The 13550-nt window shown below is 37.8% G+C and carries 16 protein-coding genes; 14 read left to right on the top strand and 2 right to left on the bottom strand.

What is annotated here, in order from left to right:
• Positions 1-3: 3 nt before the first annotated feature.
• From IGK27_RS07260 to ybaK, 9 genes are all read left to right on the top strand, one after another.
• Positions 4-183, top strand: a complete 180-nt coding sequence (locus IGK27_RS07260; protein WP_002365741.1) for a hypothetical protein — start codon at positions 4-6, stop codon at positions 181-183.
• Positions 180-842, top strand: a complete 663-nt coding sequence (locus tag IGK27_RS07255) for a YdeI/OmpD-associated family protein (protein ID WP_002381844.1) — start codon at positions 180-182, stop codon at positions 840-842. The genes IGK27_RS07260 and IGK27_RS07255 overlap by 4 nt, the downstream gene beginning before the upstream one ends.
• Positions 842-1309, top strand: a complete 468-nt coding sequence (locus IGK27_RS07250; protein ID WP_002378382.1) for a DUF1801 domain-containing protein — start codon at positions 842-844, stop codon at positions 1307-1309. Before IGK27_RS07255 ends, IGK27_RS07250 begins: the two co-directional genes overlap by 1 nt.
• Positions 1310-1319: 10 nt before the next feature.
• The gene (locus IGK27_RS07245) at positions 1320-2213 is read left to right on the top strand and encodes a deoxyribonuclease IV (protein ID WP_033626672.1); all 894 of its coding nucleotides are present in this window, start codon (positions 1320-1322) and stop codon (positions 2211-2213) included.
• Positions 2214-2406: 193 nt separating this feature from the next.
• The gene (locus IGK27_RS07240) at positions 2407-2625 is read left to right on the top strand and encodes a YneF family protein (protein ID WP_002357397.1); all 219 of its coding nucleotides are present in this window, start codon (positions 2407-2409) and stop codon (positions 2623-2625) included.
• Between the two features lie 197 nt (positions 2626-2822).
• Complete coding sequence (locus IGK27_RS07235) at positions 2823-4574, top strand: ABC transporter ATP-binding protein (RefSeq protein ID WP_002391275.1); 1752 nt, start codon at positions 2823-2825, stop codon at positions 4572-4574.
• A complete protein-coding gene (locus tag IGK27_RS07230; protein ID WP_002357399.1) occupies positions 4574-6358 on the top strand; it encodes an ABC transporter ATP-binding protein in 1785 nt (594 codons plus the stop codon). The genes IGK27_RS07235 and IGK27_RS07230 overlap by 1 nt, the downstream gene beginning before the upstream one ends.
• A gap of 155 nt (positions 6359-6513) precedes the next feature.
• Positions 6514-7275 (top strand): type I 3-dehydroquinate dehydratase, encoded by a 762-nt coding sequence (gene aroD, locus IGK27_RS07225; protein ID WP_002357400.1) that lies wholly within the window; start codon positions 6514-6516, stop codon positions 7273-7275.
• Positions 7272-7787, top strand: a complete 516-nt coding sequence (gene ybaK / locus IGK27_RS07220; protein WP_002382387.1) for a Cys-tRNA(Pro) deacylase — start codon at positions 7272-7274, stop codon at positions 7785-7787. The genes aroD and ybaK overlap by 4 nt, the downstream gene beginning before the upstream one ends.
• A gap of 129 nt (positions 7788-7916) precedes the next feature.
• On the opposite strand, the gene IGK27_RS07215 is transcribed toward ybaK, so the two are convergent.
• Entirely contained in the window at positions 7917-8324 is a 408-nt protein-coding gene (locus IGK27_RS07215; protein WP_002357402.1) for a ribonuclease HI family protein, read from the bottom strand.
• 100 nt (positions 8325-8424) lie between these two features.
• Here IGK27_RS07215 and IGK27_RS07210 point away from each other — a divergent pair, with 100 nt between their 5' ends.
• The gene (locus IGK27_RS07210; protein WP_002357403.1) at positions 8425-8886 is read left to right on the top strand and encodes an EbsA family protein; all 462 of its coding nucleotides are present in this window, start codon (positions 8425-8427) and stop codon (positions 8884-8886) included.
• 104 nt (positions 8887-8990) lie between these two features.
• Here IGK27_RS07210 and IGK27_RS07205 read toward each other — a convergent pair whose 3' ends face one another.
• A complete protein-coding gene (locus tag IGK27_RS07205; RefSeq protein ID WP_002357404.1) occupies positions 8991-9197 on the bottom strand; it encodes a cold-shock protein in 207 nt (68 codons plus the stop codon).
• A 179-nt stretch (positions 9198-9376) separates the two neighbouring features.
• Here IGK27_RS07205 and IGK27_RS07200 point away from each other — a divergent pair, with 179 nt between their 5' ends.
• From IGK27_RS07200 to IGK27_RS07185, 4 genes are all read left to right on the top strand, one after another.
• Complete coding sequence (locus IGK27_RS07200; RefSeq protein ID WP_002357405.1) at positions 9377-11047, top strand: formate--tetrahydrofolate ligase; 1671 nt, start codon at positions 9377-9379, stop codon at positions 11045-11047.
• A gap of 104 nt (positions 11048-11151) precedes the next feature.
• On the top strand, positions 11152-11856 hold the full coding sequence (locus IGK27_RS07195) for a CBS domain-containing protein (RefSeq protein WP_002357406.1): 705 nt from the start codon (positions 11152-11154) through the stop codon (positions 11854-11856).
• Positions 11857-11861: 5 nt separating this feature from the next.
• Positions 11862-12338 (top strand): signal peptidase II, encoded by a 477-nt coding sequence (lspA, locus tag IGK27_RS07190; protein ID WP_002357407.1) that lies wholly within the window; start codon positions 11862-11864, stop codon positions 12336-12338.
• Positions 12325-13230, top strand: coding sequence for an RluA family pseudouridine synthase (locus IGK27_RS07185; RefSeq protein WP_002357408.1), 906 nt, complete (start codon positions 12325-12327; stop codon positions 13228-13230). The genes lspA and IGK27_RS07185 overlap by 14 nt, the downstream gene beginning before the upstream one ends.
• Positions 13231-13550: the final 320 nt, after the last annotated feature.

Raw genomic sequence — 13550 nt, 5'->3', positions numbered from 1 at the left:
AAAATGAAAGCTTGGGACGAAGGTCGTTTAGACAACAGGTTCCAAGCTTTCGCTTTTAAAAAAGATAAATTGGGATTAATTCTGTTACAAAAAACTCTTTTTTACTATTGGGCATATTCAATTACAGATAACTTGTGCTATGCTAGAATAAAAAGTGCAGTCGCTATAAGGAGTAGGTTATGAAATCAATTGTCGAAAAGTTAAACTTAACGAAGTATCAGCACCCAGTTATTTTAAATAGACCACAGGCAGAGTATCTATCTGAATTTGCTTCAGCCGCGCAGCAATTACCCTCAGAACCAGTTGAGCTGATTTTTGCATTTGTGAAAACGATGGCGGAATTTCAAGAGATTGTTTCAATGGTGATTGAAGGTCAACATTTAGTAGAAAATGGGTTGTTATATGTGGCTTATCCGAAAAAAGGCAATAAAATGTATCCAACTTTTGTCCACCGAGATGAAATTTTTCCAACATTACAAGTAAACGAGGCAGATGGGTATATTAAAGGCTCAACCTTAAAATTTAATCGCATGGTTAGTTTAGATGAGACTTTTACGGTTGTCGGCATGAAGAATGTTCTTAAAAAGCCAGCGAAGAATCAGACCAGTTCTGCTGTTGGGGATTATGTTCAATATTTACCGGAAATTGAAGCGTTGGTACAAACAGAACCAGCTGCTGCAGCGACATTCGCTGCATTAACGCCTGGTTATCAAAAAGAGTGGGCGCGGTATGTATTTAGTGCAAAGCGAGCGGAGACACGGAAAAAGCGGCAAACTGAAATGTTAGCCATTTTAAAAGAAGGCTATAAAACCAAAGCGCTTTATCAGCAAAGGAAGAAATAATGGCGCAGTCAATTGAAACAGTTACAGCATACATCGAAACAGTTGAACCAAAATGGCGAATTGCTTATCAGCAAGTATTAGACGTCGTTTCGCAAAATTTGCCAGCAGGATTTGAATTAACGATGCAATATGGCATGCCAACCTTTGTTGTGCCGCTTTCAGTATTTCCAGAAGGCTATCTCAACCGTGGTGATGAACCGTTACCATTTATCAGCTTAGGCGCTACTAAAAGGCAAGTAGCTTTATATCACATGGGATTAATGGGAAATGAAGCCGTCCGAAGTTGGTTTCAAGAAGCCTATCAGGAACAAGTGTCAACAAAGCTAAACATGGGGAAAAGTTGTCTTCGCTTCACTAATCCTAAGCGAATACCCTATGAACTAATTGGCGAATTAGTAACAAAAATCACGCTTGAAGAATGGCTGCAACAGTATCAACACTACCAAAAGAAAAAGAAGAATTATTAGGAGGAACCACATGTTATTAGGATCACACGTTAGTATGAGTGGCAAGAAAATGCTATTAGGCTCTGCCGAGGAAGCGGCTAGTTATGGCTCAACAACCTTTATGATTTATACAGGTGCGCCACAAAACACGCGCCGGAAACCGATTGAAGAAATGAATATTGAAGCTGGGCAAGCTTTTATGAAGGAACACAATTTAAGTAATATCGTCGTTCATGCCCCGTATATTATTAATTTAGGTAATACAATTAAAACGGAAAATTTCGGTTTTGCCGTAGACTTTTTGCGTCAAGAAATTGAGCGAGCACAAGCGTTGGGAGCAACGCAAATCACGTTACATCCAGGTGCGCATGTTGGTGCAGGTCCAGAAGCCGGCATTAAACAAATTGTTAAAGGTCTAAACGAAGTCTTGTGGAAAGAGCAAATCCCTCAAATCGCTTTAGAAACAATGGCTGGTAAAGGAACCGAAATTGGCCGTACGTTTGATGAACTAGCTGCGATTATTGACGGAGTTACGCTAAATGATAAACTTTCTGTCACTCTGGATACTTGCCACATTAATGATGTAGGTTATAATGTAAAAGATGATTTTGATGGCGTATTAGTTGAATTTGATAAAATTATCGGATTGGATCGTTTAAAAGTTATTCATGTGAATGATTCTAAAAATCCTATGGGCTCACATAAAGATCGTCATGCCAATATTGGTTTTGGCACTATTGGTTTTGAAGCTTTAAACGGTGTGGTTCACCATGAAAAATTAGCTGCTTTACCAAAAATTTTAGAAACACCTTATGTCGGAGAAGACAAAAAAAATAAAAAGGCCCCTTACGGCTTTGAAATTGCGATGTTAAAAAATCAAACATTTGATCCAGAATTATTAGAAAAAATTCAAGGACAAAACTAAAGCAACAATCGCTCTTAAAGGTCCTATTGACATTTAAGAGCGTATATTTTTGACTTTTAATCACTATTTTGCAAAAAAATCAGACTTTTTTCATTATTTAAGAGAAATCCCGCAAAAAGAACTTTTCTTTTTTTGCTATTTCTAGTAAAATAATTCATTGAGAGCAAAACTATACGGAGAGGAGAGAGTTTCAATGGCAACAGGTTGGGTAGTATTAATCGCAGTAATCGCTTTATTAGTAGGCGCTGCAGGGGGCTTTTTCCTTGCACGCAAATATATGCAAGATTATTTCAAAAAAAATCCTCCCGTTAATGAGGATATGTTACGCATGATGATGGCATCAATGGGTCAAAAACCGTCAGAGAAAAAGGTTAGACAAATGATGCAACAAATGAAAAACCAAGGAAAATAGTAAAGGTTATTCAGGTAATCATGAATAAGTGTAAAAACGGGCTGATTTTCAGTCCGTTTTTTTGTTGTTTTGCGGGAGAATAGGATAATCTAGGAGGAAAAGAGCGAAACGTTTAATCAAAAACAACAATAACGAAGAAACCTTCTAGCTCGAAAGTAGTCTTCGTAGAACAACAAAGTAAAAGGAGGGACAACTAAATGTCCATATTCAAAAAATTAGGCTGGTTTTTTAAGCAAGAGAAAAAAAGTTATATTATTGGGGTTTTCTCATTAATGATGGTCGCTCTTGTTCAATTAGTCCCGCCCAAAGTTATTGGCGTCGTTGTAGATGAAATCGTTAACAAAGAAATTCGCTTAACGAAAATTATCGTGTGGGTTGCACTCTTGATTGGTGCTGGGCTTGCCCAATATCTTTTTCGCTATATTTGGCGGATGCATATTTGGGGGAGTGCCGCTCGTTTGGAAAAAGAGCTACGGACTCAATTATTTCATCATTTCACAAAAATGGATAGCATCTTTTATCAGAAATATCGGACAGGTGACTTGATGGCGCATGCTACCAATGATTTAAATGCCATCCAAAATGTGGCTGGAGCTGGGATTTTAACGTTTGCTGACTCTGTGATTACGGGAGGAACAACGATTATCGCAATGGTTCTATTTGTTGATTGGCGCTTAACATTAATTGCTTTATTACCGCTGCCTTTATTAGCGGTCACCTCACGAGTTCTAGGTTCTAAGTTGCATGATGCCTTTCGAGATTCACAAGCTGCTTTTTCAGCGATTAATGATAAAACACAAGAAAGTATCACTGGAATTAAAGTCATTAAAACATTTGGGCAAGAAAAAGAAGATCTTGCTGATTTTACAGAGAAAATTGATGATGCTATCGTCAAAAATAAACGAACGAACTTTTTAGATGCACTATTTGATCCGTTTATTACGCTGATTATTGGTGTTTCTTATGTTTTGACAATTATTATTGGTGGTCGTTTCATCATGGAAGGAACGATTAGTTTAGGTCAGTTGGTCTCTTTCATTGCCTATATTGGGATGCTAGTTTGGCCAATGTTTGCGATTGGGCGCTTATTTAATGTGTTAGAACGTGGGAATGCTAGTTACGATCGTGTGAACGAATTATTACATGAAAAAACGCATATTATCGAACGAAAAGATGCCATCAAAACAATGGCGCAAGGGACAATTTCAATGAAGATTGATTCTTTTTCTTATCCAAAAGAAGAGGCAGTGGCATTGGAAAATATCCAATTTTCGTTGCAAGAAGGAGAAACCTTGGGGATTGTTGGTAAAACAGGCGCTGGTAAAACCACTATTTTGAAGTTGTTGATGCGTGAATATGACCAATACCAAGGAACGATTTCCTTTGGAAAACATAACATTAAAAATTACACATTAGATGCATTGATGGGTGCAATGGGATACGTACCACAGGACCATTTTCTCTTTTCAATGACGGTACGAGATAACATTCGTTTTGCTAAACCACACTTGGAACAAGCAGCAGTTGAACAAGCGGCAGCATTAGCATTTATTAACCAAGAAATTAAAGCATTCCCTGAAGGCTATGACACAATGGTTGGGGAACGTGGCGTTTCGCTTTCTGGAGGACAAAAACAACGGATTTCTATTGCACGGGCCTTGATTGTTGAACCAGAATTGTTAATTTTAGACGATGCCTTATCTGCAGTCGATGCGAAGACTGAAGAGGCGATTTTATCAAATCTAAAAGAAACGCGCCAAGAAAAAACCACTATTATTACAGCGCATCGTTTAAGTAGTGTCATGCATGCCAAAGAAATCTTAGTGTTGGATGAAGGGAAAATTATTGAACGGGGGACGCATCAGGAGTTACTGGCTCAGAAGGGGTGGTATCAGCGGATGTGGGAAAAACAGCAATTAGAAGCGAAAATTGAAGGGAGTGAGAGTTAATGGAAGAAAAGTATCAATCCGAATGGTCCAGAGAGTTACCGATGAAAGAACAATTAACGATTGTTCAGCGTTTGTTTCGTTTTGCCAAACCGTTTCGACGCATGTTTTACACAGCTATTCTCTTTGCATTTGGCTTATCAATTATCAATATTCTTTTGCCTAGAGTCATTCAAGTTTTTATGGATAATTATTTAACGCCTAAAACTGCTACAATGCAAGTGATTCTAACTTTTGCTGCTATTTATTTTTTTGGTGTCATTGTCAAAAGTATTGTTTGGTTTTTCCAATGGTATTTGTATTCGATGGCTTCTTTAAAAACGTATCAATATATACGAGTGAAATTATTTGAAAAATTACACACTTTAGGTATGCGTTATTTTGATCAAACACCAGCGGGTTCGACGGTGTCTCGTGTTACAAATGACACAGAAACATTGTTTGAATTCTGGTATGTATTCTTAATGGTGATTACAGGAATTTTTGCCGTAATCTCGTCATTTTTTGCAATGTTTCAACTCAGTCCAGAAATCTCATTTTATTGTCTAATTTTCTTGCCGATTTTATTAGTTGTGATTTGGTATTACCAAAAATTTAGTTCAAAATTATATCGCAGTATGCGGGAAAAATTAAGTCAATTAAATACCAAACTAAATGAATACATCTCTGGGATGCAAATCATTCAACAATTTCGCCAAGAAAAGCGTTTGGAAAAAGAATTTGAGGAAACCAATGATGATTATTTAAAAACACGAGTAGCAATGATTCGTATGAATTCGTTATTATTAAGTCCCATCATTAATTTGTTGTATACGTTGGCGATTGCATTGGCCTTAACTATGTTTGGCATCGATGCTTTACATTCTCCTGTAGAAGCGGGGATGATTTATGCTTTTGTAACGTATGTCCAAGCTTTTTTTAATCCGATGACACAAATGATGGACTTCCTAAGTATCTTTACAGATGGGATTGTCGCAGGTAGTCGTATTTTAAAAATTATGGATACGGAAGAATTAACGCCGCAACAATCAGTAGGTGCGAATGGGGAAATTATCCGCGGGAAAATTGAATTTCGCAATGTTACTTTTTCTTATGACGGCAAAAACGAAGTATTGAAAAATATTAGCTTTGTCGCAAATCCCGGGGAAACCGTCGCTTTAGTCGGTCATACAGGAAGTGGTAAAAGTTCAATTATTAATGTACTCATGCGTTTCTATGAATTTTATGAAGGGCAGATTTTAATTGATGATCGTGATATTCGTGATTTTCCCATGACAGAATTACGGGAAAAGATGGGCTTAGTATTACAGGACGCTTTCATGTTTTATGGAGATATTGCTGGAAATATCCGTTTACTGAATCCCAATATTACAGATGAGCAAATTAAACAGGCTGCGGAATTTGTTCAGGCAGATAAATTTATTCACACGTTACCCAATACCTATCATGCGAAAGTCATTGAACGAGGAGCGAGTTATTCTAGCGGGCAACGTCAATTAATTTCGTTTGCACGAACGATTGTGACTGATCCCAAAATTTTAGTTTTAGATGAAGCAACCGCTAATATTGATACAGAAACAGAAGGATTGATTCAAGAAGGATTAGCCAAAATGCGTCAAGGGAGAACGACAATTGCGATTGCGCATCGCCTTTCGACGATTCGTGACGCAAACTTGATTTTAGTTTTAGACAAAGGGCAGATTGTAGAACGAGGAACGCACGAAACGTTACTGGCAGAAGGTGGCCTTTATGCGGATATGTATCAGTTACAAAGTACGGAAGTTTAACGTAACAATAGAAAGAGTTAAATAACCCAAACAAAGGCATTTAGTGTTAGGAAATTCCTAATTCTAGGTGTCTTTGTAGCTCTTTAAATTGCAAAAAAGAATAGAAATGGTATGATATGAAGAGAGAAAAACAAACGAGGAAGTTAGGTGGAACTGTGAAGCCAGTTATAGTCAAAAATGTGCGAATAGGTGAAGGGAATCCCAAAATTGTGGTGCCCATTGTTGCTCCAACAGCCGAGGATATTTTGGCCGAAGCAACGGCGAGCCAAACACTAGATTGTGATTTGGTGGAATGGCGTTTAGACTATTATGAAAATGTCGCTGATTTTTCCGATGTATGTAATCTTTCACAACAAGTAATGGAACGGTTGGGGCAAAAACCGTTATTGTTAACTTTTCGTACACAAAAAGAAGGCGGCGAAATGGCTTTTTCCGAGGAAAATTATTTTGCATTGTATCATGAATTAGTAAAAAAGGGTGCGTTGGATTTATTGGATATTGAATTATTTGCGAATCCGCTGGCGGCAGATACGTTAATTCACGAAGCTAAAAAGGCGGGGATTAAAATTGTTCTCTGTAATCACGACTTTCAGAAAACACCGTCGCAAGAGGAGATTGTCGCGCGGTTACGCCAAATGCAAATGCGTCAGGCAGATATTTGTAAAATAGCTGTGATGCCACAAGATGCGACAGATGTACTTACGTTACTTTCAGCAACCAATGAAATGTACACCCATTATGCATCCGTTCCAATCGTTACTATGTCAATGGGACAGTTAGGGATGATTAGTCGCGTAACAGGTCAACTGTTCGGATCGGCACTAACTTTTGGCTCCGCCCAGCAAGCGTCTGCACCAGGCCAACTATCCGTACAAGTATTAAGAAATTATTTAAAGACATTCGAACAAAACAAGTGATTCAGAAGGTGAAAAAAGTGGCAAAGAAAAAAACACAACAAAAAACGAATGCGATGCGCATGGTGGAACAACATAAAGTACCATATAAAGAATATGAATTCGCTTGGAGTGAAGATCATTTAAGTGCAGAAAGTGTCGCTGAAAGTTTAGGTATTGAAAAAGGACGAATTTTTAAAACCTTGGTTACAGTAGGTAATAAAACAGGTCCAGTCGTGGCTGTCATTCCTGGTAATCAAGAATTAGATTTGAAAAAATTAGCGAAAGCTAGTGGCAACAAAAAGGTAGAAATGCTTCACTTAAAAGATTTAGAAGCAACCACAGGCTATATTCGTGGGGGCTGTTCACCAATTGGGATGAAAAAACAATTTCCCACCTATTTGGCTGAAGAAGCTCAACAATATTCTGCAATTATTGTTTCTGCAGGCAAACGTGGCATGCAAATTGAATTAGCGCCTGAAGCAATCCTTTCGCTAACCAATGGGCAATTTGCGGAAATAACGACAAAAGAATAAGTGGCTATAAGAAGAAGTCGAGACAGAACCGTTTATCTGTTTTTAAACGTGGAGCAAAAATCACTTGGAATTTTTGCTCCACGTGTTTAATTATCAAATTAATAAAGGAAAAGCATTAAGTAAACAGTGCTACTTTTTATTGGGATAAAATTTTTGTAATGCTTGCCGTGCAAGCATATCGGCCGCTTTGTTTTGACTTTCAGGTAGCCATTTGATTAAGAGCAAAGGAAAATTCTTTTCTAGTTGTTGATATTCTGCTAAATAAGGCTGGTACTTTTCATTTTTAGCATAGTTTTTTTCAATTGTTTGGACAACAATTTTACTATCTGAGTGGAGAAGAACGGTTTGTTGATTGTCTTCATTGGCAATCGCTTGTTTTAAAGCTTCAATCAGCACTTTAAATTCGGCTTCGTGATTACTAACAATGCCTAAAGGCACATGCAATTGTTGCCGCGATTGGTCGGTAAGGTAAACGATACCGCCGCCAGATTCACCTGGATTGCCTTTTGTTGCAGCATCTACATAAATTCTTAACATAAAATTACTCCTAATTTCTTTTTGTTCTTAAAAAAAGTATGTTACTATTATAACATATTTAAATTTAGCGGCGTTGATCCAGAAGTAGTGAGGGCACTTTATGAAAAAACAGAAATTCTATTGGCAGCCAGAATTAGCATCAACAATTATTTACTGGTCTTGCACATTTTGTATATTATTTATTAGTTTAATTTTAGCATTGGAAAATAATGGTCCTTACTTGATTAGTAATCTGGTGATGGTTCCATTTTTTGTGTTTGCTTATCTAGGAATTGCGCGGTCTTTTAATATGACAGAAACATCTTTAATTGTCAGAGATGTTTTGTGGTTTCGCAAAAAAGCACTTCCGCTTTCTCAGATAGAAAAAGTAACCTACAATGAAAAAAGCATCGAAATTTTTTCCTCAGAATTTAAGGAAGGCTCAAAAGTCTTTTTAATGAAAAAGAAAACGATTCCGTTATTTCTTGAGGCACTTAAGGTAAAAAAGCCTGAATTGAAGGTAGCAGAAGATCATTCTTTGGGCCTTCATAAAAAAGAAGAAAAAAACAAGAGTGAGTCATAAGTCGAAACGACTGGTGACCCACTCTCAAAATCTTAAAATAATCAGCTGAAACAAACGCTACGTTTACTTACTTTTTGGAGCAAAGCGTTGTTGGTTCAGCTTTTTTAGTTATCTATTTTTTTGACATGTGCTGCTTGTAGCCCACGATTGCCTTCCATTATCTCGAACTCTACAGATTGATTCTCATCAAGTGATTTGAATCCGTCACCTTCTATAGCAGTGAAGTGGACAAAAATCTCATCTTCTTCGTTGTAAACGATAAAACCATAACCTTTTCTGTTATCGAACCATTTGACAATTCCTTTTTGCATCCAATTCACGCTCCTTTTAGATTTGTAAAGACACTTTCATTATACGAGAAAAGGCTACCAAACGTCAATGGTTGGGTTGTTTAAAAAAGGTTATTTCTAGCCATTCTATTCAATACAAGCTATAATTTAAAAGAAACAATGTGTCACAAAGACGATAAAGAATTGAAAAGGGGTCCGTTATGAAGACAGATATTAACATTGCACAAGCAGCAACATTAAAACCTATTCAAGAGATTGCCGAAACAATCGGTCTTTCAGAAGATTCGCTCGAACTTTATGGAAAATACAAAGCGAAAATAGATTTTCCAACGCTTCAATCCTTAGAAGCGCAACCAGAAGGTAAATTAATCCTCGTTACATCGATTAATCCAACACCAGCAGGAGAAGGAAAGTCAACCGTGACCATTGGTTTAGGAGATGCATTAAATCAAATCAATAAAAAAACAGTTATTGCCCTAAGAGAACCATCATTAGGTCCTGTGATGGGGATTAAAGGTGGCGCAACAGGTGGCGGTTACGCACAAGTATTACCAATGGAAGAAATCAATTTGCATTTTACTGGTGATATGCATGCGATTACGACAGCCAATAATGCCTTAGCTGCGTTACTAGATAATCATTTACAGCAAGGAAATGAATTAAAGATTGATTCTCGACGGGTGATTTGGAAACGGGCAGTGGATCTAAATGATCGTGCGCTCAGACAGGTCGTTGTTGGTTTAGGCGGTCCTTTCCAAGGTGTACCAAGAGAAGACGGTTTCGATATTACTGTGGCAAGCGAAATTATGGCGATTCTTTGTTTAGCGCAAAATTTAACGGACTTAAAAGAACGCTTAAGTCGGATTATTGTCGCCTATAATGACCAAAGAGAGCCGGTGACGGTTAAAGATTTAAACGTGGCAGGTGCGCTGACTTTATTATTAAAAGACGCCTTAAAACCTAATTTAGTTCAAACGATTGAAGGAACTCCAGCTTTTGTTCACGGTGGTCCTTTTGCCAATATCGCTCATGGATGTAACAGTATTTTAGCGACAAAAACGGCTTTGCATCTAGGGGATTATGTCGTAACAGAAGCAGGTTTTGGTGGCGACTTAGGTGGTGAAAAATTTTTAGATATTAAAGTACCTTCTTTAGGAAAAGCACCCGATGCCGTTGTGATTGTGGCAACGATTCGCGCGTTGAAAATGCATGGCGGTTTGGCGAAAGATCAGTTAGCAGAAGAAAATTTACCAGCGTTACAAAAAGGCTTTGCCAACTTAGAAAAACATATTCAAAACATGCAACGTTATGATGTGCCAGTAGTTGTTGCAATTAATGAGTTTACACAGGATACAGAAAAAGAAATTCAACTATTGAAAGAAGCCTGCCAAGCGTTAGGCGTGCCCGTCGAGTTAACAAGTGTTTGGGCGCAAGGTGGCGCAGGTGGTACGAATCTAGCGAAAACAGTAGTAGCAGAGATTGAAGCCAATACAAAACAGTTTCAACCTTTATATAACCCTCGCCAAACAATTGAAGAAAAAATTCAAGCCATTGTACAAACGATTTACGGCGGGGAACAGGCGATTTTTTCTCCGAAAGCAGAAAAACAAATTGCAGACTTTACAAAAAATGGTTGGGATCAATTACCAATTTGCATGGCGAAGACACAGTATTCACTTTCTGACGATCCTCAAAAATTAGGACGGCCAGAAGGATTTACGATTACGATTCGTGAACTAGTTCCAAAAATCGGTGCGGGGTTTATCGTGGCGTTAACGGGTGACATTTTAACGATGCCTGGCTTGCCGAAGGTTCCTGCTGCGTTAAATATGGATGTGGACGAAACGGGTCAAGCGAGCGGTCTCTTTTAAAGCCGCTCTTTCCTGAGACCTATTTTTAGTATATACTTGAAAGTAGCTCAATAAAAAATAATGACGGAAATTTATTGCGTAGTTTATTATAAGGAGCAACGACTATGGGGGAACGAGCAGATACATTTTTAGCACACTTTAATCGCATTGAAAAGTGGATGAGAGAGAGACTGAACAATCCTGTCAATATGGGATTCAGTGAAATGACAAGACGTCTTTCCCGAAAAGAAAAAGGACAGATTGCTCAATTTGAAGAGGATTTGCTTCAAATGGCTCAGTTAAGAAATGCCATCGTTCATGAGCGAATTGCTGATGATTTTGTAATTGCAGAGCCAAACGAATGGGCAGTTCAACGAATTGAAACGATTGAACAAGCTTTAACAAAACCAGAAAAAGTAGTGCCTAAATTTGCGAAACGTGTTACAGCTTTTGAAATCACCACTTCTTTAGAAACGTTATTAACGATTATTGCAAAAAAACAATATTCTCAATTTCCGATTTATGAAAAAGGTGTATTTAAAGGATTAGTCACGGTTCGAGGGATTGGTGTATGGTTTGCCATTGAGAGCACCAAAGGCGAAGTTCACATTGCCAACCGAACGGTGCGAGAATTGTTGGCATCAAATTATAAACGCAGCAACTATCAATTTGTTTCAATTGAAGCAACCGTTTTTGAAGTTGAACAAATGTTTCGGGAGCAGCCACGCTTAGAAGCTGTGCTTATTAGTAAAAGTGGCCATCCTAATGGTGAGTTAGTAGGCATTGTTCGACCAAGAGATTTAGCAAGTATTCATAGAGAAAAGGAATGACGCGATTGTTAGTAGCATATTTTTTAATCAGTGCCTTATTAGTAGGGCTTGACCAATGGAGCAAATATTTGACGGTCCAAAACATTTCTTTGGGTGAAACAAAAGAATTCATTCCTGGATTTTTGTCGCTGACCCATTTAAGAAATACCGGAGCCGCTTGGAGCTTGTTAGAAGGAAAGATGATATTCTTTTATGTCATCACAGTAATAGTTAGTGTCGTGATTATTTATTTATTAATTAAGAATTATAAAAAGAGTATCTGGTATTCTGTAGGTTTATCTTTTGTCTTAGCAGGTGCCATTGGGAATTTTATTGATCGTGTACGTTTAGGCTACGTGGTGGACATGCTCCAAACGGATTTTATGAATTTTCCTATTTTTAATGTTGCAGATAGTACGTTAGTGGTCGGCGTTATTTGTATATTTATTTATTTGATTTTAGATGAAAAAGCAGCAAAGGAAGGCAAAAATGGAACAAATTAACGTAACGATTCAAACAGAAAAAGGCCGGATTGACAAAGTATTAAGTGAACATTTACCCAATCATTCCCGCTCGCAAATTCAACAATGGTTAAAAGAAAAACACGTAACAGTTAATGGTGAAACGGTCCGCGCAAATTACAAAGTTACAGCAGGCGATGAAATTGTTGTAACAATTCCTGAACCAGAAGTGCTAGATATGGTAGCAGAGGATATTCCTTTGACCATTGTTTATGAAGACAATGATGTGATTGTTGTCAACAAACCTCAAGGCATGGTCGTTCATCCTTCGGCAGGGCATCCCAAGGGTACATTAGTGAACGCGTTACTTCATCATGCGGATCACTTATCGGCGATTAATGATGTGGTGCGACCGGGAATTGTTCATCGAATTGATAAAGATACTTCGGGGCTATTGATGGTGGCTAAAAATGATCAAGCCCATGAATCATTAGCAAAACAGCTAAAAGAAAAAACATCGTTACGCAAATACGTCGCCTTAGTCCACGGTGTTATTCCTCACGATAAGGGAGAGATAAATGCGCCTATTGGTCGTTCCAAGGTTGACCGCAAAATGCAAGCGGTCATTGAAGGCGGTAAAGAAGCAGTCACGCATTTTACTGTTTTAGAGCGTTTTGATGCATTTACCTTAGTTGAATTACAACTAGAAACAGGCCGGACACATCAAATCCGTGTTCACATGAAATATATCGGTTATCCATTAGCTGGAGATCCATTATATGGACCGAAAAAAACATTGCCTGGCAATGGACAATTTTTACATGCGAAGTTATTAGGCTTTACACATCCTACTACAGGTGAACAATTAGTCTTTGAAGCACCTTTACCAGAAGTTTTTGAAAAAACTTTACACCAATTAAGAAATAATCATTGATTTTTTTCTGAAGAAGAGGTAAACTCTTTTTTAAGAAGAAAAATAACTAAATAACTGTAACCTTTAAGTTTAGTCCCGTGAGGCTAAGAAGGAATCATGCAAAAGAACACTAGGTGCGCTTAGTTAGTAAGTTGTGTGGGCTACATGGTACCCTTGTACCTTTTTAAACTGTAACCAACATCCTCCTATCCTCATACGGGTAGGAGGATTTTTTGTTGGAAAAAATAACAGGACAATTTCAATAAAAACCCACTTATTTTTCAGCTGCTCAATTGAAGGAAGAATCGCTGACCCCAAGACAGCGAGGACGTAGATAAAAA

It is taken from the genome of Enterococcus sp. DIV0236 (assembly GCF_050558525.1).
GTDB lineage: Bacteria > Bacillota > Bacilli > Lactobacillales > Enterococcaceae > Enterococcus > Enterococcus faecalis.
The sequence above is the reverse complement of the archived record's forward strand: the minus strand, read 5'-3'. Positions and strand labels throughout refer to the sequence as shown.

Bases quoted from the DNA above. Each gene is read 5' to 3' on its own strand.
- IGK27_RS07260 (WP_002365741.1), top strand. From the start codon at position 4: ATGAAAGCTTGGGACGAAGGTCGTTTAGACAACAGGTTCCAAGCTTTC.
- IGK27_RS07255 (WP_002381844.1), top strand. From the start codon at position 180: ATGAAATCAATTGTCGAAAAGTTAAACTTAACGAAGTATCAGCACCCA.
- IGK27_RS07250 (WP_002378382.1), top strand. From the start codon at position 842: ATGGCGCAGTCAATTGAAACAGTTACAGCATACATCGAAACAGTTGAA.
- IGK27_RS07245 (WP_033626672.1), top strand. From the start codon at position 1,320: ATGTTATTAGGATCACACGTTAGTATGAGTGGCAAGAAAATGCTATTA.
- IGK27_RS07240 (WP_002357397.1), top strand. From the start codon at position 2,407: ATGGCAACAGGTTGGGTAGTATTAATCGCAGTAATCGCTTTATTAGTA.
- IGK27_RS07235 (WP_002391275.1), top strand. From the start codon at position 2,823: ATGTCCATATTCAAAAAATTAGGCTGGTTTTTTAAGCAAGAGAAAAAA.
- IGK27_RS07230 (WP_002357399.1), top strand. From the start codon at position 4,574: ATGGAAGAAAAGTATCAATCCGAATGGTCCAGAGAGTTACCGATGAAA.
- IGK27_RS07215 (WP_002357402.1), bottom strand. From the start codon at position 8,324: ATGTTAAGAATTTATGTAGATGCTGCAACAAAAGGCAATCCAGGTGAA.
- IGK27_RS07210 (WP_002357403.1), top strand. From the start codon at position 8,425: ATGAAAAAACAGAAATTCTATTGGCAGCCAGAATTAGCATCAACAATT.
- IGK27_RS07205 (WP_002357404.1), bottom strand. From the start codon at position 9,197: ATGCAAAAAGGAATTGTCAAATGGTTCGATAACAGAAAAGGTTATGGT.
- IGK27_RS07200 (WP_002357405.1), top strand. From the start codon at position 9,377: ATGAAGACAGATATTAACATTGCACAAGCAGCAACATTAAAACCTATT.
- IGK27_RS07195 (WP_002357406.1), top strand. From the start codon at position 11,152: ATGGGGGAACGAGCAGATACATTTTTAGCACACTTTAATCGCATTGAA.
- IGK27_RS07185 (WP_002357408.1), top strand. From the start codon at position 12,325: ATGGAACAAATTAACGTAACGATTCAAACAGAAAAAGGCCGGATTGAC.